We start from the raw sequence: 22740 nt of genomic DNA, 5'->3' as shown, positions 1-22740 counted from the left end.
GGGTGGTTGGGGGGCGGGTGGTTGGGGGGCGGGTGGGTGCCGGCGCGCACTGCGCGGCAGTACGCGCTGGACGTGGCCTGCGCACGGTGCTGGGCGGTGAGCGGATGGTGGTGCTCGCTTGTCCGCGCACGCTCCGGTCGGGTGCGCCGGTTGTGGTGAGCGGGGGTGCTGACGGTCGCGCGGATCGGCGCGTCGGTCGGCGCCGCAGACGCGCACCGTGCAGCAGTACGCGCAAGTCCGTGGCCTGCGCGCAGTGCTGGGAGCTGCGCGGCCAGCGGTCGCGGCGGATCCGAGCACCGTTCGGACACCCGCGCCGGTTGGACCGCGCGCGGCTGACCAGAACCCGCGCGGATCCGCATGGGAACCGCCGGGCCGCTGACCGCGTCCAAGTTCGAGTGCGATGGATTCGAGGTGGGGTGGCCGTGGCTGCGCTCGTGTTCTGCGGCGCCTGCTCCCCCGGCGTCTCGGGCGAACCCGTCGCGGAGCTGTGGGATCCGTGCACCATTCCGAGTGACGCCGTGGCGGCTGCGGGCGTGAACGCGGAGATCGTCGACTCGGGTCAGTTCGATCAGGGAAACAGTCAGTGGCGGTACTGCTCGTTCCGGCAGGACTGGTTCGTCCTGACCATCTCGTCGACGACCACAGCGATATCAGAGTTCCGCGGAGACAGCCGATCCGTGAACCAAGAGGATATAGATATAGGCGGGCGCCCAGCGCTCAGCTTCCAGCAACTTCCGGGAACTCTCGACGAGGCCTGCCACATCGCGTACGCATCGACCGCAGGGGCAATTGAGTTCGCCGTGAGAAACGCGGGTGATCCATCAACTGTCGGCGACTACTGCGCAGAAGCCAGGCGCATTTCAGGCGCTCTCGAGAGCGCGACACCACCATGACGGGGGCACCGTGACAGGGTTGAACGAGCTCGAAATAACCACGGAGGCCGCGGAGCGATGTGCCCGTGCGTGCGCAGAATTCGCCGAAGGCATCACCGCCGTGAGGTCGACCATCCAAGTGCAGGACTTCGCACAGGGCTTCGGCACCCTCCCCTCCGGCCTGGCGCTGGCGCGCAAGTACTCCGAGCTCGCGGTGGGTGGGCCGGGGTCCTTGTCGACCTTGCTTCAGGCGCACATCGCGATCGCGTCGTCGCTCGCAGACACCTTCACCGAGCTGGGTCGGAACTACCAGTCCACCGACAGCGAAGCGGCACAACGCATCACACCGAAGTAGCCGTCACTTCAGCGCATCGAGATTCGTCTTCAACAGCATCACGTTGTAGTCGGACCAGCGCGAGGCAGTGAAGTACAGGTCACGCCCACTCGACTTCGGGTGGATGTACGGGGCGTAGACACCGCCGATGGTCTCCGCGCGCCCGAGCAGAGTTTTGATCGGGCTCCACGGTCCCTGCGGATCCGTGGCGGTGCGGGCGACGATCGAGCCCTGGTTCTCATCGCCGTAGAGCATCACGTACTTCTTCAGGTACGCGTTCCACGAGACGCTGAGCTCGCTGACCGGTTCGTCGACGACCTTCTTCGAATCGGCGACATCGGTCGACCACGGGCGCGCGACATCACCGGTGGAGTACTCGTACTTCGTCAGGTCGAGGATGTCCGCCGGTTGCACACGGGCGAGAAAGGCTGCACCGAAACGGCCGTTGGGCGTTCCGAATTGGTACAGCCAGCCGTCGGGACCCTTGGCGTATGCGTTCATCTGGAATCGGCCGTTGGCCTCGTTGACCTGAGCGACACCGGGAATCGTGACGCCCTTGTTGACGCGAATGGTCATCGGGTCCGTCGTCCAGCTCTGCCCGTTGTCCCTCGACGTCGCGATGGCCGAGAAGTTGGTGACCCACCGGCCGGGGGCTCCCCAACTCTGCACGGACATGTAGTTCAGGTACTGCACACCGTCGATGGCAATGGCGGCCGTCGGGATGGTGGTCACCTCGATCTCCGGCAACCGCAGCGTCGGGACGATCTGCTCGGCGTACCGAGGCGTCGCCGGCAGGACGATGGAGCCGGACGCACTGTCGCCGGGCACGGCGTCGGGAACGGTGATGCCGTCGGAGAGGTTGTCGTCGCTGGACCGCAGCAGCAGGTTGTTGCGCCACTGCTGCCCGTTCACCGAGCAGTTGCCGAAGGAGTCACCGAACGCCATGAGCGTCTGGCCTGCGCCGTTGTCCCAGCTGATGCCGAGATCGGTACCCGAGATGCCGAAACGGTCGTACGTGTTGTTGGCGCTGAGAGGTCCGGTCACCCACCCCACGGACTGTGTGTTCCCACTGCGGATCGGGGCGAGCGGCTGCTGAGTCCCGCGCGGGTTGCTGCCCCCGCCGCCACTCGATCCGCTGCTACCGAAGAAGCTGCCCAGCAGTGACGAGCCGGGGCCACCGAGACCACCGCACGGTTCCGCGGACGCGACCGGTGCCGACAGCACACCCAGACCGCTGGCCACCAACGTCAGCGCGGCCCCCACCGCGATCTGCCGACTTCGTGCTCGCATACTCCGACCCCCACCGATCGACTGTGTGACTCACGTGACTCATGTGACTGATGTGGTGAGTGTTACCGAAAAGTGGGCATGCCGCAACAAATGCATGTGTCGATACTTGACAAATGAGAATTACACGGCAGGTATTTCAGCCACACAATGAGGGCGGCCGGTGCGCCCCCGACGGACGCACCGGCCACGAGGCCCACGTCGGTCCGCGGACTCCAGTCCAGTGTGCCCCTCGGACCGGGCGGTATGCCGAGTCTTGAGTCACAAGCGTTTCGCGTGCACGCTGTCGAGCACCAGGAGAGCCGCACCCTGCACGACGACTGCAGCACCGTGCCCGGAGGACTGCTGCGGCGTCACCCTCCCGCCGAAGGTGGGCCGGTGGTACAGGAGATGTGCACCCAGGGCGACATAGACGACGTCGAGTCCAGTGTTGATCCACAAGGTCTTCCGCATCTTGTCGGCCGCAACCTCGGTGGACCGGGCCGCCCCGATCCCGGCGATGGCGAGATCGATGGCGCCCCAGCCCGCGGTCTGGATGCCGAAAGCACGGACCGCGGGAGAGCCGCCGCCCAACGCTGCGGCGGCGCCGACCGCGACACTGCCGCCGCCCCACCAGAGAAGCCGTCGACCGAGATCCTTCGCGACACTGTGTGCTGACGTCATGGACACCAGTGTGCCCACTCGAGCGGTCAGACGATGCCGGTCTCGTGCAGGGTGCGCACCTCGTCGTCGCTGAGACCGAGCTCGGCGAGCACGGTGTCGGTGTCCGCGCCGTGCGGACGTCCGGTGTGGCGGATGCTGCCAGGGCTCTCCCCCATGCGCCACATGACGTTCTGCATGCGCACCGGCCCGAGAGCGTCGTCCTCGACTGTGGTGACCATCTCGATGGCGTTGACCTGCGGATCGTCGAGCAGCTCGCTCGGCTTGTAGACGGGGGCGACCGCCGCGCCGGCCTCCTCGAAGGCCGCGATCACCTCGTCGCGCGTGCGCTCGGCGATCCACCCACCGACGTATCCGTCGAGCAGGTCGGCGTGGGCCGCGCGCTGACGACCCGTCGCGAACCACGGCTCGTCGAGAACCTCCGGGTGACCGACGAGGCGGAGAACGCGCTCGGCGATGGAGTTGGCACTGGTGGAGATCGCCAGCCAGTGCTCGTCCTTGGTCCGATAGAGATTGCGGGGCGCGTTGTTGCTCGACCGGTTACCGGTGCGCTCCTGGTCGATGCCCAACTGGTCGGCGTAGATGATGCCGGGCCCGACCGCCGTCATGATGGGGCTCAGCAGATCGAGATCGATCTGCTGACCTCTACCCGTCTTCGTCCGGTGCAGCAGGGCCATCGAGACCGCCGACGATCCCGCGATGCCGGCCAGCGAATCCGCCAGACCGAAGGCGGGAAGCGTCGGCGGTCCGTCGGCCGAGCCGGTGAGGTGGGCGAACCCGCTCATCGACTCGACCAGGGTGCCGAACGCCGGCCTCGTCGAGTAGGGCCCGGTCTGGCCGAAACCGGTGACACGCAACAGGATCAGACCCGGATTGATCTCGGACAGCACGTCGTAGCCGAGGCCCCACTTCTCGAGGGTGCCCGGCCGGAAGTTCTCCACCACCACGTCGGCGTCCGCGACGAGCTTGCGGAAGACGTCGGCCCCCTCGGGCTTGCCGAGGTTCAGCGTCATGCCGCGCTTGTTGCGGCTCACCATCGTCCACCACAACGGGTGCCCGTCCTTGTCCAGACCGTGCCCACGCATACCGTCCGGCTTGGTGGGGTGCTCGATCTTGACGACGTCGGCACCGAAGTCGCCGAGGATCTGGGCGACCAGCGGACCGGCGAGGATCGTCGACGCGTCGAGAACGCGAATCCCCTCCAGGGGCCCGGTCACTTGTAGGGCCTGTGCAGGTAGCGGCCGGTGGGCTCCCCCGCGACAGCGCCGTTGTCGAGCACGCGATGTCCACGCACGAACGTGTCGGTGACCTTCGCGCCGAGTTCGAAGCCCTCGAAGGGGGTGTACTCCTGCGTGGACTCCGAATCCTCGGGACGCACCGTCCACGTGTGATCGGGATCGACCAGTGCCAGGTCGGCGTCCATACCGACGGCGATCTCGCCCTTGCCCGGAAGTCCGTAGCGACGAGCGGGATTGAGCGACGTCAGCTCCGCGATGCGGCGCCAGCTGAGTCCGCGCTTGCGGCCCTCGCTGACCAGTCCCGGCAGCAGGTACTCGGCGCCGCCGAATCCCGACTTGGCCGCGAAGATGTCGCCGCGGTCCTCGGCGAACTTCTTCTCGTCCTTGCAGCACGCGTGATCGCTGACCACCCAGTCGATGTCGCCGACGAGCAGGTGCTCCCACAGGGCCTCGACGTCGTCGCGCGGGCGCAGCGGCGGGTTGACCTTGCCGCCCAGTCCGTAGGCGGTGTCGATGTCGGCGAGCAGGTGACCGATGGTCACCTCGCGACGGAAGTTGACGTGCGGGAACGCCTTCGCCATCCGCATGGCGGCAGTGAGGGCCTTGCGGGAGGAGAGGTGCAGCAGGTTGATGTTGGGCAGCTGCGTCTCGTCGGCGAGGAACGACGCGATGGTGACCGCGAGCCCCTCGGAGTGCGGCGGACGCGAGGCGCTGTACGCCGCGAGGCCGGTGAGCGTTCCCTCCTCCTCGACGAGCTTGGTGTAGGCGCTCATGATCTCGGCGGTCTCGCAGTGCAGCGAGAGCGAGATGTGATCGGCCTTGTCACCGAGCTGCTCCCGTGCGGCCTGGATGCCGCGCATGACGAACTCGAAGTGTGCGAGGTCGTAGCGCTCGCCCTCCGGCGTCATGAGGAATTCGCTCTGGTCGGTCGAGCGCCCGTGCAGCCCGTGGCTGCCGTAGAACATGAAGATCTTGAACGACGTCACACCGTGATCGGTGATGAGCGAGGGGATCTCGGCGATGTGCTCCTTCGACATCGGCGCGAGGTGGTAAGCGTAGTCGACGAACGGCTTGCCCTCGGTGGCCTCGAGCACCGTCGGGAACACGTCGGCGTACGAACCACCGGTGTTCATGTAGTACTGACCGGTGCGCATGTAGGACAGCGAGGTGGTGACACCGCCCTGCACGCAGGCCCTGGACTCGGTGTAGGCGTCCTCGCCCAACGGGTTGTAGATGCCCCAGTGTTGGTGCGCGTCCACCACTCCGGGGAATGCGACCTTGCCGGCGGCGTCGACGACGGTGTCGGCGCTGGACGGATCGATCCCCGCCTCGATGCGGGTGAACTTTCCGTCCTCGATCAGCAGGTCGAGGAATTCGCCGTCCTCGGGATGATCGGCGCCCGGACGTACGACTCGGGCATTGGTGATCAGAAGCTTCGTCATGACAATCCTTCTCTAGTGATGAGTACCGGCCACGACATCTGCGGCCAGATAAGCGAGTCCGAGTGCGGGCAGCAATCCGTTGCCGGCGAGGTACCCCGCGGCGCCGTGGCCCGAGATGCCCATCGCGGCGCCGCCGGAGGCGAACAGTCCCTCGATCGCGGTGCCGTCGAGTCGCAGGACCCGAGCGTTCCCGTCGACCACGAGACCGCCCTGGGTGTGGAACAGCGCGGGGACGATGCGGATCGCGGCGTACGGCCCGGTGAGCTCGTGCTCGAACGAGGTGCGCCCGTGCGGGTCCGACTCCTCACCCCGCGCGTACCTCTCGACGGCCGCGAGTTCGTCGACGACGACATCGGCGGGGAGCCCCAGCGCGTCGGCCAGCTCGGCCGGCGTGTCCGCCCACACGACGGCGCCCGAATCGACTGTCTGACGAAAGTCGGTGAACGACAGACACTTGTCGTGGATGTCGCGGTCGATGACGATGACGCCCTCGGACTCCGGGCGGGCCGCGAGATGGGCGGCGTACTCGGAGTAGCCCGTCGTCTCGTCACCGAAGCGTCGTCCCGTGAGGTCGAGGACGACGCCCCCGTGCATGACGGTGGCCCACCCGACCAGGGTCGAGGCCTTCTTCGACAGCGCCGCATGCCCCTGGTACGCATCGAGATACGCGGTCGCGGCGCCGAGACGGTCACCGATGGTGAGCGCGTCTCCGCGGGAGTGCTCGCTGCCGTGGTAGCGAGCATGCGCGATCTCGGGGACGTGGGTGGCGACCCGCTCGTGGTCGCCGCCGTACCCGTTGGTGGCCAACAGCACCGCGTCGGTGGGGATCGTCTCGGTCGACCCGTCCGGGAGCGTGATCACCGCGGCGGTGACGCGACCGTCGTCGACGCGGACGTCGGTCAGCCGGGCCGGTGCCAGAACGTCGATGCGCGGCTCCGCCGTCACCGCGCGCACCAGGTGCTCGAGCAACACGCTTCCGTGCCGACCCTCGACGGTGTGGCAGCGCAGTTCCGAGTGACCGGGGTAGGCGAAATCAGTGACCAGCGACAACGGCACCTCGAGGTGATCCGCCATCCATTCGACGAGTGGCGCGCTCACGCGGGCGAGGGCTCCGGCGAGCTCTGCGTCGGCCGTGCCCTTCGTCTTGCGGAGCACGTCCTCGACGAACGTCTCCGGGGAGTCCTCGATGCCCGCCTCACGCTGCCAGCGGGACCCCGCGCCGGGGATCATGGCCGTCGACATCGCGGTGTTGTTGCCGCGCTTGAAGTGGTCGCTGGCCTCGACGACCAGCACGTCGAGTCCGTGCTCGGCGGCACGCAGCGCGGCGATCAGTCCGCCGCCGGCGCCGGCGACGATCAGATCGGGTCCGTCCGCGCTCACGATGCCGGCTCCAGCTCGTCGCGCAGTGCGAGCAGGCGCAGGGCGGTGGCCGTGGGATCCACGACCAGCGGTGAGGTTCGCGGCCCGGTGAGATCGACTGCCGAGCACGCGTTGATGGCCACCGAACATGTCAGCGCACGAGCGTGGACGGTGACCGCGTCGGCCCAGGCCCGCGAGTCCGCGATGTCGTCGAACGACAGGTCCATGACAACGGTCGGCTCGGCGGGGATGCCGTAACCCGCCACGCGGCGGTCGAGTTCGGCAGCGATGGCGGCATTGCGGGCGAGGGCGCCGAGGCGGTGGCCCTGCGAGGCGTAGAACGACGCGGTGAGTCGCGTCAGTCCGTACAGGGGACGCTCGAAGGAGTCCGCCTCCTCCGCACACGGATCGAGCACGCAGTCGGGCAGGTATCCGTCGAACTCGTCCGGATCGGACGCGCGGAAGGCGGCGGCCAGCGCCACTTCGGACGCTCGGACGTCGGCCTCGGTGTCCAGCGCGCGCGGAGCATCGGGACCGATGTTGCGCAGGACGACGGACACGCCCACCGGGCTCAGTGCGTCGTACCGCTCCTGACGTCGCCGGAACTCGGCGAAGTCGACATGGATGGGGGTGTATGCGAGCAATCGCACGAAGAAACTCCTGACGAGAGGTGCGGCATCAGATGCCGAGGTACGCAGCCTTGACGCGATCGTCGTGGGCGAGCTCGGCTCCCGTACCGGTGAGCACGATGGATCCGCTCTCGATGACGTAGGCGCGGTCGGAGATCGCGAGTGCCTGTGCGGCGTTCTGCTCGACGATCAGCACGGTCACCCCGGTCTCGCGGATCCGCACGATGGCCTCGAGGACCTCGGCGGCGAGCTTCGGCGCCAGGCCGACGGACGGTTCGTCGAGCGTGAGCACACGCGGCTTCGACATCATGGCGCGGCCGATGGCCAGCATCTGCTGCTGACCGCCGGACATGGTGTCCGCGCGCTGGGTCCGCCGCTCGGCGAGAATGGGGAACAGATCGAAGACGCGGTCGAGCGACTCCTTCGTGGACCCGCGCTTCTGGGTGTACGCGCCCATCTCCAGGTTCTCGGAGACCGGCAGCGAACCGAAGAGTGCGCGGTCCTGGGCGACGTGCACCAGTCCCGACCGGACGATGCGATCGGCGCGGTTGCCACTGATGTCGCTGCCGTCCAACATGATGCGGCCCTTGCTGGGCGTGACCAGACCCGACAGGGCGCGCAGCGTCGTGGTCTTGCCGGCGCCGTTGGCTCCGATGAGAGAGACGATCTCGTCCTTCTCCAGATGCATCGTGACACCGTGCAGGATCTCCAGTCGCCGGTAGCCGGCGTGCAGATCGTCGATCTCGAGCATCATGCGGTCTCCTCACCCAGATAGGCCTCGACGACGCGGTGGTCCTCGATGACGGTGCGCGGATCCCCCGCTGTGAGGACCGCGCCCTCGTGCATGACGACCAGACGCTCGGACAACGCCATGACCGCGGCCATGATGTGTTCGACGAACAGGACCGTCTGCCCGCCGCTGTGCAGGGAGCGCAGCAGCTCGATCATCGGCGCACGTTCCGCCGGAACGAGTCCCGCGAGCACCTCGTCGAGCAGGACCACCCGCGGTTCCATGGCAAGAGCGCGGGCCAGCTCCAGTCGCTTGAGTCCGGCCGTCGACATCGTCGACACCGTCCCGCCCACCTGGTCGGAGAGCTGCACCCGGTCGAGCACCTCGAGAGCGTGCCGACGCGCGTCCTTCCGCGACTTACGCTTGGACAGTGCGGCGATGGTGACGTTCTCGAGAACGGACATCGACTCGAACGGCCGCATCAACTGGAACGTACGCACCAACCCAGCGCGCGCGATGCGGTCCGCGGGCCACCCCGTGATGTCGGTGCCGTCGAAGATCACGCGACCCGACGTCGGCGGCTGCTCGCCGGCCAGCAGCGAGAACAGGGTGGTCTTGCCGGCGCCGTTGGGGCCGATGATGCCGAGAAACTGCTCGTCCGGGACGTCGATGCTGACGTCGCGCACCGCGTGGATGCCCGAGAACGACTTGCTGAGATTCTCGATACTGAGGACGCTCACTTGCGCCACCTCTCGCGAATCGTGCCGAAGATCCCCTTGGGCAGGAAGATCACGATCAGGATGAGAATCACCGAGTAGACCGCCACGTCGAGTCCGATGGATCCCTGGAGGAACTCGAGGAACGCGGGCGGGTTGCGCAGCAGCTCGTTGATGAGCTCCGACAGCGGCCCGATGACCGCGGCGCCGAGCACCGGTCCCCAGATGGTCCCGATGCCGCCGATGACGGCAGGGACGATGGCCTCGACGGACACTGCGGATCCGAATGCCTGCTCGGGGCCCACGAAGAAGTAGTACTGCACGTAGTACACGCCGGCCACGGCCGTGAGGGCGCAGCTCGCCGCGACCGCGATGAGCCGGTACTTCATCGTGTCGATGCCGAGAGAGGCTGCCGCGGTGGCGTCGTCACGGATCGCCTGCACGTACTGCCCCGGGCGGGACCGGACGTAGAAGATGGTGCCCAGCACCGCGAGCGCCAGGATCACCAACGGGATCCACAGGTAGTTGGCACTGCCCTTCTCGAACTGCAGCATCCACCACGAATCACGCGGCAGGATCGGCACGTTGAAGCCCTCGGTCTTGTTGAAGACCTCGAGATTCTGCACGAGCAGCAGGAACATCTGCGCGAAGGCGAACGTCGCCAGGGCGAAGTACGACCCGGCCAGCCGGTAGCGCAAGCACAGGTAGGCGATGGTGGTGCCCACCGCGGCGGACACCACGGCGCCGACGAGCATGGAGATCCACGGCGAGATGCCGTGCTCCACCAGCAGATACGCACCGGTGTACGCGCCGATGCCGAAGAACGCCGCGTGACCGAAGCTGAACATGCCGCCGAAGCCGCTCATGAGGTTCCAGCCGACGGCCATGATCGCGAAGATCAATGTCCGGACCGCGACCGTCTGCGCCTGCTCGCCGAGCACGAGCGGGAACGCGGCGACGACCACGAATCCGATGACGAGCGTGAGCAACTGGCGTCGCAGCCAGGAGTCCTTCAGCCGCGTGTCGGACGCGGAGTCCGTCGAGACATCCGTCGTGGTGGTCATCGGCGTCCTCCGTACAGACCTTCGGGCTTGAGAAAGAGCACCATGACGAACACGGCGAAAACGAGGATCAGCGATCCGGTGCCGGGGAGGTACAGGGCGCCGACCGTCTGGACCAGACCGATGACGATGCCGCCGACCATGGCTCCGACGACACTGCCGAGACCGCCCAGCACCACGATGACGAAGGCGAGAATCGTGAACTGCTCGCCCACCGACGGGGTGAGAGACGTGAACGGTGTCATGAGACCGCCGGCGACGGCCACGCAGGCCGCGCCGATACCGAACGTCAGCGCGTAGACGCGACCGATGTCGACTCCGACGAGCTTGGCGCCCTCCGAGTTCGACGCCACCGCGCGGATCGACAACCCGAGGCGCGTGCGTTCGAGCACCGACTTGAGCGCGATCGCCACGACCGCGGCACCGACGAACGCGAGCACCCGAGGCCAGTCCGCGACGGTGCCGAGGATCGAGATCGATCCGTCCACGGGCGCCTCCACCGACTTGGGCCGACCACCGAAGACCATGAGGAGCACGTTGATGATGAGCAACGACAACCCGAGGGTGACCAGCAGCGGCCCCTCGTGGCTCCCGCCGATGGTGAGCTTGGTGAGCAGGGTGGCCTGCACGATCATGCCGAACACGAACATGACGGGGACTGCGAGAAGCGTTGCCACGTAGACGGGCAACCCCGCCGTCGAGAGCGCGTACACGATGTACATCGCCAGGGTGAGCATCGCGCCCTGGGCGAAGTTCACGATGCCGAGCACACCGAAGATGAGTGTCAGGCCGACCGAGATCAGCGCGTAGACCCCGCCGAGCAGCAGACCGGACACGATGGCCTGGCCGACCAGTCCCTGGTCCTTGCCGCCGACGAAGAAGATGACGGCGAGGATCACCACGAGCGCTCCCCCGACGGCGACGCCGGGATTCACGGCGCGCCGGGTCTTCTCCGTGGCCGCGCTCTCGGCGACGACCGTCACCGGCCCGCTCCCGCGGGGAACTCGATGGCCTCGGTGGCGAACTCGTCCGGGAAGACCTGGGTGACCTGGCCGTCGCGCACCTGCATCACGATGACGGTCGCGTTGGAGTTCTGACCGGTCTCGTCGAACTGGATCGGACCGGAGAAGGCGAGCAGCGGATCGTCGATGGTGACGCCGGAGATGGCCTCGCGCAACGCTTCCGGATCCGCGTCGGCGCCGTCCTCGAGTCCCGCCGCGATGACCTCGACGGCCTGGTAGGACAGCATCGCCGCCGTCTCCATCGGACGGCCGTACTTCTCCTCGAAGCGCGAGCGGATGTCGTTGACCCGGTCGCTGGTGGCATCGAAGTGGTAGTTGGCGGACAGCACGCCCTCACCGGCGGTGCCGGCGGCAGCCGGGAAGGAACTGTCGTCGAAGGCGCCGTTGGCGATGCCGTAGACACCCTTGACGTTCACGTTCAACTGCTCGACGGCCTTCGCGATCAGCAGACCGTCCGGGTAATAGCCCGTCGCGACGATGACGTCGGGGTTGGAGACCGCGGCCTCGCGCACCTGCGTCGTGGCGTCGGAGAAGTTGGTGGCCGGGTACGTGATCTCCTGCACCGAGGAGATGCCCTGGTTCGCGGCCTCCTTCTCGAAGGCGTCGAACACGCTGTCACCGAACGAGCCCTCGATGTGCAGGTACGACACGCGATCGATCGGCTGGCCGGTCTGCTCCTCGATGGCCGCGAGCGCCTTGGCGCCGTCGGTACCCATGCTGGAGGCGTTCGGCTGGATACGGAACGCGTACTGGTAACCCTGGTCGAGGATCTTGTCGTCGACCGCGACGTCGATGACCAGCGGCACTCGCGAGCGCTCGGCGACCGATGCGACGTTCTGCGTCACGTCACTCTGATAGGTGCCCACCAGGGCGACTGCGCCGTCGTCGATCAGACGCTGCGCCTCACTCTGGCCGACCTCCGCCTTGCCCTGGCTGTCACCGGTGACGAGTTCCAGTGGACGCCCCTCGAGCGAGGAGATGCCGCCGGCACCGTTGATGTCCTCGACGGCCAGTGCGGCACCGTCGTTCATCAGTCCACCGACACCGGCCAGCGCACCGGTGGTGGGGTGCACGGATCCGATCTTGATGGGACCCGAACCGTCCGATCCGGACGAGGATCCACACGCAGCCGTGCCCAGAAGGGCCACTGCGGCGAGCACGCCTACGACTTTTCTCATGATTGGATCTGCCTTCCGCGCCGATCGAGGCGCCGAGTCTCGGGAAACCGTGTGACCGAAGGACACGGCCTGTGTTCCGCTCAGCGCACCACTTAGTGGGTGGCTATTCCCTGCAGTACTGAGTATTACACGCATCACTGGGTCAGAACAGGCTCTTTGATGACTTTCTTGTTACGGGTATGGTTCGCTCAGCGGAACGCGCCGAAGCCGCGCACGTACTCAGCGAATGTGGAAGGTTGGCCCCATGGCCGCAACTACCAGCTCGACCGGCACCGACTCCGCGTCGACGGGAACCGAATCGGCGGATCGGGTGGCCGACGTCCTGCTGTCCTTCGCGCAGTCCGACCGGGCACTGGGTGTCACGGAGCTCGCGCGCCGCCTGGACCTGAGCAAGGCTGTGGTGCACCGGATCCTGCAGTCCCTGGCATCGCGCTCGATCGTGCAGCCGGTGGCGGGCGAGTCCACCTACTCCCTCGGCCCGGCGGCCATCGGACTCGGCACGAAGGCATGGAGCCAGCTCGACGTCCGTTCCATCGCCGCTCCCATCCTGCGCCGACTACGTGCGCAGACCCTCGAGACGGCGACGTTGTCCGTCCTGGTGGGGCATCGGCGGGTCTACCTGGACCAGTACGAGAGCCCGCAGGAGGTGAAGATGGTGGTGGAGATCGGCCCGCAGTACCCGCTGCACTCCGGCGCCTCGAGCCGCGCCATCCTCGCGTTCCTTCCGCCGCACTACGCGCACGAGGCCTTCGAGGAGCTGCGGGGAAGCGCTCCGGACGCCGACGAGACGACGTTCCTGGCCCGGCTCCAGGAGATCAGGGACACCGGCTACGGGACCTCCATCAACGAGCGCAACACCGGCGCCGCCTCCATCGCCGCCCCGTTCTTCGACGCGGCCGGCCACGTGCTCGGCTCGGTCAGCTCCTCCGGACCGGCCTTCCGCTACTCCTCCACCGCCGACGACGATCACGTGGCGCACGCCGGTCAGGTGCTGGCCGCCGCGCGCGCGATCACGCAGAGCCTCGAAGCGCGGGCCGCCCGATGACCCGCCGCATGCCGCGCTCGTTCCTCTACGTGCCGGCCGTGAAGCCCGCCCTGTTCGACAAGGCCGTCTCGGGACCGGCCGACGCCGTCATCCTCGATCTCGAGGACGCGGTCCCACTCGTGCAGAAAGACACGGCGAGAACCGATGTCGCGCAGTGGCTGGACCGTCCGCGCGACGGTGGAGCGCAGGTGTGGGTCCGCGTGACACCCGAGTTCCTCGCCGAGGACCTCGCCGCAGCTGCCCGACCCGGCGTCACCGGGATCATCGTGGCCAAGTGCGGGGCGGCCTCCCTCGCGGAGGCGGACGAGCGACTCGGAGACGCGGACATCGCGATGGTGGGTCTGGTGGAGACCGCGGCCGCCCTGCGCGGCCTTACCGACCTGGCGAGCAGTTCCCGACTGGTGACCGTCGGCATCGGCGAGGTGGACCTGCTGGCCGATCTGCGGATCACCCGCGCGGCGGACACCGACCACGTGGTCGACGCCATCCGCGCGGACATCGTGATCGGCTGCGCAGCAGCGGGTCTGGAGGCACCGATCGCACCGACCTCCACCGAGTTCCGCGACCTCGACGCATTCGTCACCACCACCGCGCACTTCGTGCACATGGGCTTCCGCTCCCGCACCGCGGTGCATCCCGGTCAGGTGCCCGTGATCAACGATGCCCTGACACCGGCGGCGGACGACGTGCGCCGGGCCGAACGCCTCGTCGACCTGTTCGACCGGGCGGCCGGCGGGCCCACGGTAGACGACGACGGACGCTTCGTCGACGAGGCCGTGGTCCGCGGCGCCCGGGAGATCCTGGCCCGCGTCCGACTCTAATTCCCCAGAGTACGAATCGAATCGAACAGCGCGCCCGGGTCCTCGAGGTCGGCGAGGCCGGCGCACTGCGCTGCGAAGGCGTCGGCTGCCTGCACGCTCAGCAGGCCGTCGACGTTGGCCGTGAACTTCGCTCGAACGTCCTCGAACGACAACGGCCGCTCCGGTCCGCCGCGCGTGGTCAACACCTCTTCGACGACGGTGGTGCCGTCGCTGAGATACGCCGTGAGAACGGCCGGGAACTGGTGCGGGAAGATGGCGTCGCACTGTGCGTCCGGGACGACGTCGACGCGCGCCATGATGTCGCGACGCTCCGTCGACGTGGCCTTCTCGTCGGTGTAGTCGTCCAGTACCGCACCGAGTCCACCGCCACCGAGCATGCCCACCGCCACCGCGTAGGGTCCGCTGAACTGAGCCATGTACCCGGTCTGCGGGGTGCGCTTGACCTCGATGGGTTCGCCGATGGTCCGGAGGTTGGCGGCGGGGACACCGAGGACGAACCGCTCGACGTCCGCGGGCGTGATGCCCCGACTTCGCAACGCGGCCGCCGCGTCGAGAGCCGCGTGCGTGAAGTGGTTGGCCGGGTAGGGCTTCACGAAGAGACCAGGCGCGGCCCAGGTGCTGCCCAGGCCGTCGGTGATCTCGGCGGCGCGCCCGCTCTGGTGCAGCCACGCCTGAAAGAATCCGAACCTGCCCTCGAGCACCGTCGGCGGTCCGGTGATGCCGTGCCGAGCGAGACCCGCCGCGGACACGCCGGAGTGCGCCGCCCACCCGCAGTGCATGCGCTTGACCGTGCCACCGGTGCGGTTCGCCTCGATGATGCCGGCCGCCATCGACGCCGCGATACCGAGCGTGTCGACGATGCCGTCGGCCGAGGCGCCGCCGATCACCGCGGCAGCGGCCGCACCGCCCATGGCTCCACAGATGGACGTGGCGTGCTGCCCGTTCTCGAAGAACACCGAGTTCTTCGTCTCCGGATCGAAACCCGCCATGCCGAGGCGGACACACACCTCGAGGCCGATCGCAATGCCGCGCACAAGGTCCCGGCCAGAGGCGCCGTGCTGCTGCGCCGCCGCCAGTGCGGCCGGTACCACCGACGCGCTGGGGTGCAGCACCGAGGGCAGGTGGGTGTCGTCGAAGTCGAGGGAGTGCGCGAGCACCCCGTTGACGAAGGCCGCGAGGGTCGGCGGGAGGTTCTCCTCCACGCCGACGGCCGAGGCGACGGCCCGGCCGCCCTGCTCCCGCGCCCACGCGGTGGCCATCGCACTGGTGTCGAGTTCCGTGGCCGCGATCGCGATCCCGAGCGTGTCGAGGACGCGGAGCCCGATGCTGTCGACCACCTCGACAGGCAGATCGTCGAACGAGTGCTCCACCGCGAACTCCGCCAGCGTGCGGGCGAGTGTGGACTCGGTCATGCCGACACCACCGCGAGGGGGCGCACCGGCGATCCGGTGGCGCCGAAGATGTTGAGCGGCACCAGGACGAAGGTGAACTCGTACGTCCGGGTGCGTGCGAGCTCCTCGAGATCGAGGGCCTCGATGATGTAGATGCCGCTCTCCACCAGCAGGACTCGGTGAGCGGGGAGCAGCGCGTGGCCACCGCCCGGCGCGAGGCGTTCGAAGGCGATGGTGTCGGCGCCCGCGGCGTGCACCTCTCGGGACGCGAGCCACTGCGCGCCGGGCTCGCCGACGCCGGGAACCCCGGACGGACCACCGACATAGGGCTGACCCTCGTCGAACAACTGCGCCCACCCACTGCGGATCAGCACGACGTCGCCGGCCGACACCTCGACACCCTGGGCGGCGCAGGCGGACTCGAGGTCGTCGACCGTGATCTCGTCGCCGCCCTCGAGTCGCTCGGTTCCGCGCACGGCCGGAATGTCGAGCAGGATGCCACGGCGGATCATCGGCGCGATCGTGTGCACGCCGAGCTCGACGTACTTGCCGCCGACACCGGCCTCGGCCGCGTCGACACCGCCGTGCATCTTCCCCTCGTGGGAGACGTGGGCGAGCGCGTCGATGTGGGTTCCGACATGCGTTCCGGTGGTGATCATGTCGTTCGCGGCGCTGCCGCCGTCCGACCGGGTCATGTCGCCGTGCCGACGCGGAAGCGTGTGCCAGAACTGCGGGTGATTCGGCGACTGCGGCATACCGACCCGCAGCTGGCGTCCGAGATCGACCGTGCGTACACCGGCCGTGACGGCCTCGAGAAGTCTGTCCGACATGGCTCGATTCTCTCCTCTGGACTGGGTTCACGGTGCACGCTGTTCCGCTGAGCGGATCGACACCGGAGACACCGGGGTGCCTGACTGTTGTCGATGCCGACCCTAGCAGCCCTGATCACGTCCGGCAGATGTATTGACCAGCACGAGCGTCAGTCCTAGCGTTGTCGCATGACCGACTCGGCAACGTTCCTTCCAGCGGAACAGGTGCGACTACGCATCGACGATCTGGCGCGGTTCTGCGTGGACCTACCCGCGACCGGTACCGCGTACGAGAGTCGGATCCGCACCGTGCTGCTCGACCTTCTGGGTGTCACCCTGGCGGGAGCGCGGACACCGGAACTGACCGCGCTTCTCACGCGGTGGCGAGCCGAACCGGGCACGACGGTCACCGTCGGTCGCGGCGCCCACACCGGGGTGGAGACCGCGGCCTACCTGGACGCGATCGCCTCGTGCTGCCTGGAACTGGACGAGGGCAACAAGTACGCGGCGGGTCACCCTGCCGCCCATGTGCTCCCGGCTGCCGTCGCAGCGGCCCGCCTCAGCGCGCAGCCGGTGTCGGGCGACCGGTTCGTCGCCGCCGTGGTGGCCGGTTACGAGGTGGCCACCCGCTTCGGTGCCGCACTGACCCGCGACCCGAAGTGGCACACCCACGGACACTGGGGAGCGACCGGCGCCGCCGCCGCCGCTGCCGTCGTGTGGGATCTCGACGCCGAGCGCACGGCGGCCGCGATCGACGCCTCGACCGCGCTCGTGCACGTCGCACCGTGGGCCGTGGTGCTCGCGGGCAACTTCGCCCGGAACCTGTGGATCGGCGGCGCCGTCCGTGCGGGACTCGACGCCGCGCGGTTGTCCTCGGCAGGACTGGTGCACAACAGCGGCGCGGCGGCGACGACTCTGGGGGACATCGTCGGCACTCTCGATGCCGACAAGCTCGCACCCGCGCCGGACGGCACGTTCGCCCTCGATCAGGGGTACGCGAAGCGCCATGCCAGCTGCTCGTACACCCACGCCGCCGTCGACATCGTGCAGGCTCTGCGCACGAACCTGGATATCGTCGACATCGCGAGCGTGCGCGTCCGCACCCACGCGCTGGCGGAACCCCTGTTCGGTCGGCACCCCTCGACGCGGCTCGGTGCGATGTTCTCGCTGCCGTTCGTCGTGTCCGCCGCGGTGGTGGCCGGAAGCATCGACGTGGAGACCCTGACGCCCGGCAGCGCGACCTTCCGTGCGGCGCAGGAGTTCAGCGCACGGGTGGACGTCGAGTCGTCGCCCTCGCTCACGGCGCTGCTGCCCGACCGACGCGCCGCGGAGGTCGACATCGTTCTCGTCTCCGGCGAGACCGTGTCGGCCGGTTCACCGGATCCGGTGGGCGACGTCGACCATTTCCCGTTGGACCACGCACAGATACTGGAGAAGATCGAACGGCTCGTCGGCGCGGAGGACGCCGGGCGGATCGATCGCGTGGTCACCGATGTCCTGCATTCTTCGGACGTGGTCCGAACTCTGACCGCACTGCCCTGAGCAGCGCGTTCCGGCGGAAACCGACCACCCTGTAACGTGCCGCGCGCCCCGCGCGACGTGTGGTGTGACCCGTTGCTGCCATTCACCTGAGGACCTGCATGACCGCGTATCCGCCGCCGTTCCAGCCGCCCCACATCGAGGCCCGCAAGAAGGGCAACAAGGGCAAGATCACGGCCGCTGTCGCCGCCTTCGTGGGCCTGTCCGTCGTCGGACTGGGGCTGATGCAGGAACCCGAACCCGTCGCCGCGAGCGCGGAGACCACTCTCACCACCACGTCGGCCGCACCGACCACCACTCCCCGCGCGACGACCACCACCCCGCGGCCGACCACCACCACGTCGACGACCACTGCCGTCACGACCACTCCCGAGACCGTCACCGTGTACGCACCGCCGCCCACCACGACGGTGCCCTACGTCGAGACCCCGTACGTCGAGGTGCCGGACGTCGACGTGCCGGACGTCGACCGCGCCTACGTCCCGGCGCCCGTGCCATTCGTCGCGCCGGTACCCGCACCGGCTCCGTACGTCGCGCCGGCCGTCGTTCCCGAGTCGTCCGGATCGACGTACTACACGAACTGCACCGCGGCTCGGAACGCCGGCGCGGCGCCCGTCCGCGTGGGCGACCCCGGCTACGGCTCGCACCTGGACCGCGACGGAGACGGCGTCGGCTGTGAGTGAACTCAGCGCACGCTCTTGAGCACCGTCACGGCCGGCTTGGCCACCCCGTTCGAGCGGTAGACCCCGAAGTAGTTCTCCTTGTCGGGGTTCACCGCGGTCATCGCGGCGCGGTCTGTGGTCTCGTAGAAGAAGATCGGCCCGGCCCACGAATAGGACAGGCGGTTGTCGACGGCCTGTCGGTAGGCCGTCGCCTGTACCTGCTCGCTGACGCTCGGGTCGCCCGCGGTGGCGGCGCCGGCCTCGGTCATGACGATGAGCTTCCCGGCGTCGCCGTTCTCGGTCATGATCGTGCGCGCGCTCTTCTGATAGATCGTGCCGTCGGGATTGGTGAAGTCGACGCTCATCTGCGACCACGCGTTCCAGTCGGCAGTGTCGTTCGGCAACGCGGGCGCGGTGTACGGGTGCCAGCCGACGGCGTCGAAGTACGTTCCGGCGCCGAGGTCGTACATCTGATCGAGGTAGGTGATCGGTGAGACGGCGTGCCCTTCCGGGCTCTGACCCGTGGTGCCGTAGGGGGACAGTCCGGCGGCCACGATGCTGATGGTGCTGGTGGTGGCGGCCTTCATCTTCGGGTAGGCCGCCTTCAGCAGATCGACGTAACCCTGCACGTTCGGCTTACCCGTCACCGGATCGGCCCAGAACATCCACAGGTTCGGCTCGTTCCACACCTCGAACGACCGAACCCCCTGCGGCGCATACCTGCTCACGACCTTGGCGGCGAACGTCGCGTAGTCGTCCGGGTTCGTGGGCGGTGTGCTGCCGTCGCTGGTGGTCCGAGCCCACGGCGGTGTCTTCTGGATGAGCAGCAGGACGTTGAGGGACTTCGCTTTGGCCGCCGCCACAGCACCGTCCGGACCCGACCAGTTGTAGGCGGTCGGCCCACCGTCCTGGACGTACCACCAGTCGATCTCGATGCGGACCCACTTGGCGCCCGTACCCGCGACCCGGGTCGCCTGTGCCTGCTGAGCGCTCGAGCTGCTCCGGAAGTCGATGCCGTTGAGCCCGATGCCCTGGCGTCCGACATACGGACTCGCCGCCGACGCGGTCGGCACCGACAGGGTGGCGATCACCGTCGCCACCACCAACAGAATCTGCGCAACGCGTCTACCGACCTGCATGACCGACTCCCCGACCGATTCGGCTACCGCGACACGCGGAAGCTCTCGGTGTCAGAAGTACCACCAGTCACATCAGTCACATAGGTAACACGCCGAACGCCGGTTCGATCACCTCAGCGCGCGCTTGAGCAGCTTGCCGCTCTGGTTACGCGGCAATTCGTCCATGAACCGCACCTGCTTGGGGATCTTGAACGGTGCGATGCGACCCGAGACATGGGCGATGATCTCCTCGGCGGTCACCGCACGACCGTCCTTCACCGTCACCACCGCCGTGATCGCCTCGATCCACTTCTCGTCCGGAACGCCGATCACCGCGACCTCGGCCACCGCCGGATGGGTGTAGATCGCGTCCTCGACCTCCCGCGACGCCACCAGGATGCCGCCGGTGTTGATGACGTCCTTGATGCGGTCCACCACCGTCACGAATCCCTCCGCGTCCCGAGTCACCAGATCACCGGAGTGGAACCATCCGTCGCGGAAGGCCTCGGCCGTGGCGTCCGGGTTCTCCCAGTATCCGTCGCACAACTGCGGTGAGCGGTAGAGGATCTCGCCGGGTTCACCGTCCGCCACGTCCTCACCGTCGGCGTTCACCACCCGCGTCTCGACGAAGAAGACGGCGCGCCCGCACGAGGCGGGCCGTGCATCGTGCTCCTCCGGCTGCAACACCGTCGCCAACGGACCGATCTCCGACTGTCCGAAACAGTTGAAGAACCGAAGATCCGGATACCGCGCCCGCAGCCGCTCCAGCACCGTGACCGGCATGATCGATGCCCCGTACTGCGCCTTGGTCAGGGACGACAGATCGCGGGTCTCGAGATCCGGGTGTCCCGCCAGAGGGACCCAGACCGTCGGCGCCAGGAACAGCGAACCGATGCGGTCGGCCTCGACGCGGCGCAGGATCTCCGCGACGTCCGGCTTCGCCATCAGGCGCACCGTCGCGCCGACCGACAGGTACGGCAGGGCGAACACGTGCATGCCGGCCGAGTGGTACAGCGGCATCGCGACGAGCGGGGCGTCGTCGGCGGTGAACGCCAGTGCCAGGACGGACGAGACGTACTCGCTCACCAGCGCACCGTGAGACATCATCGCGCCCTTGGGCTTCGACGTCGTTCCCGAGGTGTACAGCAACTGGGCGAGATCGGTGGTCAGCACCGTGGGCAGCGCGACCGACACGTCGGGAAGGTCGAGAAGCTCCTGCAGAGAGAGCACGACGTCGAGATCGAGACCCGTCCGCACGGCGTCGACCGCCGGCGCCAGAGCGTCGTCGACCAGCAGCGCGCGAGCACCGGACTGGCCGACCAGGTAGGTCAACTCGTCCTCGACGAGGGCGTAGTTGATCGGCACGTGCACCAGCCCGGCACGGCAGCAGGCGAGGAACCCGACGATGTAGGAGTCGGAGTTGGTGCCGTAGGCCGCGACCCGCTCTCCCGGTGCGAGCCCCGTCGACACCAGGTACCGAGCGACGCGGGACACCGCCGCGTCCAGTTCCGCATAGGTGTGCGTTCGACCGTCGAACTCCAGGGCTGCCCGGTCCGGGTACCGACGCGCCGACCTCGTCAGGACTGCGTCGACCGTGCTCGCGCGAACATCAGCTGTCATACCTCGGACACTAGAGAAGGCCGGGTGCCTCCGGTGCCCGTTCGAGACGAGCGCGAAGGAGCGACCACTCCGAGGCGGTGACCACGGACGGATTCGACTGCTGGGGCGACCGGAGCATCTCGAGTCGGTCCAGCCCGGCCGTCCCGGCGCACTCCGCGGCCGTCACGGGCTCGCCGAGCGTGGTGATCTCGGTGGGAACGTGCAGGCGCGGATCGTCGGGATCGTGCATGTCGACAGCGGGGCCGAGCACGGTCCCCACGCCCCAGAATCCCCGCGCGGGGTGCACGCCGGATCGGTTGCTCACCCACAGCAGGATGGGCTGACCGGCCGCCATGAGGCGCGAACGGTAGTTGGGCGCCACGCACCAGTCACCGCCCGCGTGCCCGTCGGCGAGCAACGAGGCGACGTCGGTCCTGCGGGGATTCACCGTGATGACCCACGCCCCGAGAGTCCGGGCCGTCACCTTCTCCATGCGCGCGTCCTCCCTGATTCCTGTGAGACTCCAGTAACATTTTGCTCGGAAATGGGTATAAGTCAGCGACTGACCCGCCAACCGAGGACACGTGATGCCAGCACATCGGCGACCGACTCGCACCGGACGACGGATCGCGGTGATCGGCGCCGCGGTGACCGTGCTCGCCGGCGCAGCCACCACGACGATGGTGCTGTCCGACAGTGCCCCCGCCACGGCCAGTGCCTCGGACGCCCCCGCACCCGCCGCGCCGGTCACCGCAGTCGACACGCCCGTCGCCCTCGACACTCCGGTGCAGATCGCTCCCCTCGCCCAGCAGGCCGCTGAGGAACCGTTCGACGCCTTCGCCGAGATCATGCAGATGGCCGGCTACCCGACCGACCCGGACACCGCCGCCTTCATGGACACCTCGGTCACCTCGATCTGCCGAGACCTCGCCGTCGGACGCACCGGAGTCGACATCCTCGCCGACACCGCCGACCGCACGCGAGTGCGCGGATGGTCGGACGAGCAGTCGGACGGACTCGTCTACATCGGCGTCGCCTCCACGTGCTCCGCGTACTCGCACCTACTCCCCTGACACTGGAGAGTCAGCGCCGGAGTTGCCGTGCGCCGTCCCAGCCGGGCGGCGGCGGTGCCGTCGAGCTCCAGGGATGCCCGCGGTCGATCCACAGTCGGCGCCAGGACTCGGGCGTCACCCCCAGGTCGTCGTCGGTGACACCGAACTCGTAGCCG

General features: G+C 68.2%; 23 protein-coding genes. 7 read left to right on the top strand and 16 right to left on the bottom strand.

Annotation, left to right across the window (positions count from 1 at the left end):
* Positions 1 to 422: 422 nt before the first annotated feature.
* Both ASG69_RS22755 and ASG69_RS08875 read left to right on the top strand, forming a co-directional pair.
* Complete coding sequence (locus ASG69_RS22755) at positions 423 to 893, top strand: DUF3558 family protein (protein ID WP_162246745.1); 471 nt, start codon at positions 423 to 425, stop codon at positions 891 to 893.
* A 118-nt stretch (positions 894 to 1011) separates the two neighbouring features.
* Positions 1012 to 1227 (top strand): hypothetical protein, encoded by a 216-nt coding sequence (locus tag ASG69_RS08875; protein WP_056442091.1) that lies wholly within the window; start codon positions 1012 to 1014, stop codon positions 1225 to 1227.
* Positions 1228 to 1230: 3 nt separating this feature from the next.
* Here ASG69_RS08875 and ASG69_RS08870 read toward each other — a convergent pair whose 3' ends face one another.
* The 11 genes from ASG69_RS08870 to ASG69_RS08820 all read right to left on the bottom strand — a co-directional run bounded on the left by ASG69_RS08870 (position 1231) and on the right by ASG69_RS08820 (position 12528).
* A complete protein-coding gene (locus tag ASG69_RS08870; RefSeq protein WP_056442089.1) occupies positions 1231 to 2496 on the bottom strand; it encodes a DUF4185 domain-containing protein in 1266 nt (421 codons plus the stop codon).
* Positions 2497 to 2754: 258 nt separating this feature from the next.
* Entirely contained in the window at positions 2755 to 3156 is a 402-nt protein-coding gene (locus ASG69_RS08865) for a DUF6992 family protein (RefSeq protein ID WP_156380463.1), read from the bottom strand.
* A 26-nt stretch (positions 3157 to 3182) separates the two neighbouring features.
* Positions 3183 to 4370, bottom strand: coding sequence for a CaiB/BaiF CoA transferase family protein (locus tag ASG69_RS08860; RefSeq protein WP_056442086.1), 1188 nt, complete (start codon positions 4368 to 4370; stop codon positions 3183 to 3185).
* A complete protein-coding gene (locus tag ASG69_RS08855) occupies positions 4367 to 5833 on the bottom strand; it encodes a dihydroorotase (protein WP_056442082.1) in 1467 nt (488 codons plus the stop codon). Before ASG69_RS08855 ends, ASG69_RS08860 begins: the two co-directional genes overlap by 4 nt.
* A gap of 12 nt (positions 5834 to 5845) precedes the next feature.
* On the bottom strand, positions 5846 to 7213 hold the full coding sequence (locus tag ASG69_RS08850; RefSeq protein WP_056442079.1) for an FAD-dependent oxidoreductase: 1368 nt from the start codon (positions 7211 to 7213) through the stop codon (positions 5846 to 5848).
* Positions 7210 to 7842 (bottom strand): hypothetical protein, encoded by a 633-nt coding sequence (locus ASG69_RS22845; protein WP_056442076.1) that lies wholly within the window; start codon positions 7840 to 7842, stop codon positions 7210 to 7212. The genes ASG69_RS08850 and ASG69_RS22845 overlap by 4 nt, the downstream gene beginning before the upstream one ends.
* A 28-nt stretch (positions 7843 to 7870) precedes the next feature.
* Positions 7871 to 8575, bottom strand: a complete 705-nt coding sequence (locus ASG69_RS08840) for an ABC transporter ATP-binding protein (protein WP_056442074.1) — start codon at positions 8573 to 8575, stop codon at positions 7871 to 7873.
* On the bottom strand, positions 8572 to 9291 hold the full coding sequence (locus ASG69_RS08835) for an ABC transporter ATP-binding protein (protein ID WP_197027740.1): 720 nt from the start codon (positions 9289 to 9291) through the stop codon (positions 8572 to 8574). The genes ASG69_RS08840 and ASG69_RS08835 overlap by 4 nt, the downstream gene beginning before the upstream one ends.
* On the bottom strand, positions 9288 to 10331 hold the full coding sequence (locus ASG69_RS08830; protein WP_056442070.1) for a branched-chain amino acid ABC transporter permease: 1044 nt from the start codon (positions 10329 to 10331) through the stop codon (positions 9288 to 9290). The genes ASG69_RS08835 and ASG69_RS08830 overlap by 4 nt, the downstream gene beginning before the upstream one ends.
* Positions 10328 to 11311, bottom strand: a complete 984-nt coding sequence (locus ASG69_RS08825) for a branched-chain amino acid ABC transporter permease (protein ID WP_082544328.1) — start codon at positions 11309 to 11311, stop codon at positions 10328 to 10330. Before ASG69_RS08825 ends, ASG69_RS08830 begins: the two co-directional genes overlap by 4 nt.
* The gene (locus ASG69_RS08820; RefSeq protein WP_027504754.1) at positions 11308 to 12528 is read right to left on the bottom strand and encodes an ABC transporter substrate-binding protein; all 1221 of its coding nucleotides are present in this window, start codon (positions 12526 to 12528) and stop codon (positions 11308 to 11310) included. Before ASG69_RS08820 ends, ASG69_RS08825 begins: the two co-directional genes overlap by 4 nt.
* A 244-nt stretch (positions 12529 to 12772) precedes the next feature.
* Here ASG69_RS08820 and ASG69_RS08815 point away from each other — a divergent pair, with 244 nt between their 5' ends.
* Both ASG69_RS08815 and ASG69_RS08810 read left to right on the top strand, forming a co-directional pair.
* Positions 12773 to 13573 (top strand): IclR family transcriptional regulator, encoded by an 801-nt coding sequence (locus tag ASG69_RS08815; protein ID WP_037184784.1) that lies wholly within the window; start codon positions 12773 to 12775, stop codon positions 13571 to 13573.
* Between the two features lie 8 nt (positions 13574 to 13581).
* Positions 13582 to 14394 (top strand): HpcH/HpaI aldolase/citrate lyase family protein, encoded by an 813-nt coding sequence (locus tag ASG69_RS08810; protein WP_162246744.1) that lies wholly within the window; start codon positions 13582 to 13584, stop codon positions 14392 to 14394.
* On the opposite strand, the gene ASG69_RS08805 is transcribed toward ASG69_RS08810, so the two are convergent.
* Complete coding sequence (locus ASG69_RS08805; RefSeq protein WP_056442065.1) at positions 14391 to 15806, bottom strand: MmgE/PrpD family protein; 1416 nt, start codon at positions 15804 to 15806, stop codon at positions 14391 to 14393. The two genes, ASG69_RS08810 and ASG69_RS08805, sit on opposite strands and share 4 nt — an antisense overlap.
* Positions 15803 to 16615 (bottom strand): cyclase family protein, encoded by an 813-nt coding sequence (locus ASG69_RS08800; protein WP_056442061.1) that lies wholly within the window; start codon positions 16613 to 16615, stop codon positions 15803 to 15805. The genes ASG69_RS08805 and ASG69_RS08800 overlap by 4 nt, the downstream gene beginning before the upstream one ends.
* Positions 16616 to 16783: 168 nt before the next feature.
* Between ASG69_RS08800 and ASG69_RS08795 the strand changes: the two genes are divergently transcribed.
* Together ASG69_RS08795 and ASG69_RS08790 are read left to right on the top strand one after the other, a co-directional pair.
* On the top strand, positions 16784 to 18136 hold the full coding sequence (locus ASG69_RS08795) for an MmgE/PrpD family protein (protein ID WP_056442058.1): 1353 nt from the start codon (positions 16784 to 16786) through the stop codon (positions 18134 to 18136).
* A gap of 98 nt (positions 18137 to 18234) precedes the next feature.
* Entirely contained in the window at positions 18235 to 18816 is a 582-nt protein-coding gene (locus ASG69_RS08790) for an excalibur calcium-binding domain-containing protein (protein WP_051613121.1), read from the top strand.
* Between the two features lie 2 nt (positions 18817 to 18818).
* On the opposite strand, the gene ASG69_RS08785 is transcribed toward ASG69_RS08790, so the two are convergent.
* The 3 genes from ASG69_RS08785 to ASG69_RS08775 all read right to left on the bottom strand — a co-directional run bounded on the left by ASG69_RS08785 (position 18819) and on the right by ASG69_RS08775 (position 22005).
* Positions 18819 to 19934 (bottom strand): cellulase family glycosylhydrolase, encoded by a 1116-nt coding sequence (locus ASG69_RS08785; protein WP_056442056.1) that lies wholly within the window; start codon positions 19932 to 19934, stop codon positions 18819 to 18821.
* Positions 19935 to 20042: 108 nt separating this feature from the next.
* Positions 20043 to 21533, bottom strand: coding sequence for a fatty acyl-CoA synthetase (locus ASG69_RS08780; protein WP_056442055.1), 1491 nt, complete (start codon positions 21531 to 21533; stop codon positions 20043 to 20045).
* A 10-nt stretch (positions 21534 to 21543) separates the two neighbouring features.
* Positions 21544 to 22005, bottom strand: coding sequence for a hypothetical protein (locus ASG69_RS08775; protein WP_056442050.1), 462 nt, complete (start codon positions 22003 to 22005; stop codon positions 21544 to 21546).
* 94 nt (positions 22006 to 22099) lie between these two features.
* Here ASG69_RS08775 and ASG69_RS08770 point away from each other — a divergent pair, with 94 nt between their 5' ends.
* Entirely contained in the window at positions 22100 to 22585 is a 486-nt protein-coding gene (locus tag ASG69_RS08770) for a hypothetical protein (protein WP_156380462.1), read from the top strand.
* Positions 22586 to 22740 lie beyond the last annotated feature (155 nt).

It is taken from the genome of Rhodococcus sp. Leaf225, from assembly GCF_001426145.1.
In the GTDB taxonomy this organism is placed as follows: domain Bacteria; phylum Actinomycetota; class Actinomycetes; order Mycobacteriales; family Mycobacteriaceae; genus Rhodococcoides.
The sequence above is the reverse complement of the archived record's forward strand: the minus strand, read 5'-3'. Positions and strand labels throughout refer to the sequence as shown.

Coding starts and splice junctions, on each gene's coding strand:
- ASG69_RS08790 (WP_051613121.1), top strand. CDS start 18,235: ATGACCGCGTATCCGCCGCCGTTCCAGCCGCCCCACATCGAGGCCCGC.
- ASG69_RS08795 (WP_056442058.1), top strand. CDS start 16,784: ATGACCGACTCGGCAACGTTCCTTCCAGCGGAACAGGTGCGACTACGC.
- ASG69_RS08785 (WP_056442056.1), bottom strand. CDS start 19,934: ATGCAGGTCGGTAGACGCGTTGCGCAGATTCTGTTGGTGGTGGCGACG.
- ASG69_RS08800 (WP_056442061.1), bottom strand. CDS start 16,615: ATGTCGGACAGACTTCTCGAGGCCGTCACGGCCGGTGTACGCACGGTC.
- ASG69_RS08810 (WP_162246744.1), top strand. CDS start 13,582: ATGCCGCGCTCGTTCCTCTACGTGCCGGCCGTGAAGCCCGCCCTGTTC.
- ASG69_RS08840 (WP_056442074.1), bottom strand. CDS start 8,575: ATGATGCTCGAGATCGACGATCTGCACGCCGGCTACCGGCGACTGGAG.
- ASG69_RS08855 (WP_056442082.1), bottom strand. CDS start 5,833: ATGACGAAGCTTCTGATCACCAATGCCCGAGTCGTACGTCCGGGCGCC.
- ASG69_RS08775 (WP_056442050.1), bottom strand. CDS start 22,005: ATGGAGAAGGTGACGGCCCGGACTCTCGGGGCGTGGGTCATCACGGTG.
- ASG69_RS08780 (WP_056442055.1), bottom strand. CDS start 21,533: ATGACAGCTGATGTTCGCGCGAGCACGGTCGACGCAGTCCTGACGAGG.
- ASG69_RS08830 (WP_056442070.1), bottom strand. CDS start 10,331: ATGACCACCACGACGGATGTCTCGACGGACTCCGCGTCCGACACGCGG.
- ASG69_RS08820 (WP_027504754.1), bottom strand. CDS start 12,528: ATGAGAAAAGTCGTAGGCGTGCTCGCCGCAGTGGCCCTTCTGGGCACG.
- ASG69_RS08815 (WP_037184784.1), top strand. CDS start 12,773: ATGGCCGCAACTACCAGCTCGACCGGCACCGACTCCGCGTCGACGGGA.
- ASG69_RS08770 (WP_156380462.1), top strand. CDS start 22,100: ATGCCAGCACATCGGCGACCGACTCGCACCGGACGACGGATCGCGGTG.
- ASG69_RS08865 (WP_156380463.1), bottom strand. CDS start 3,156: ATGACGTCAGCACACAGTGTCGCGAAGGATCTCGGTCGACGGCTTCTC.
- ASG69_RS08805 (WP_056442065.1), bottom strand. CDS start 15,806: ATGACCGAGTCCACACTCGCCCGCACGCTGGCGGAGTTCGCGGTGGAG.
- ASG69_RS08870 (WP_056442089.1), bottom strand. CDS start 2,496: ATGCGAGCACGAAGTCGGCAGATCGCGGTGGGGGCCGCGCTGACGTTG.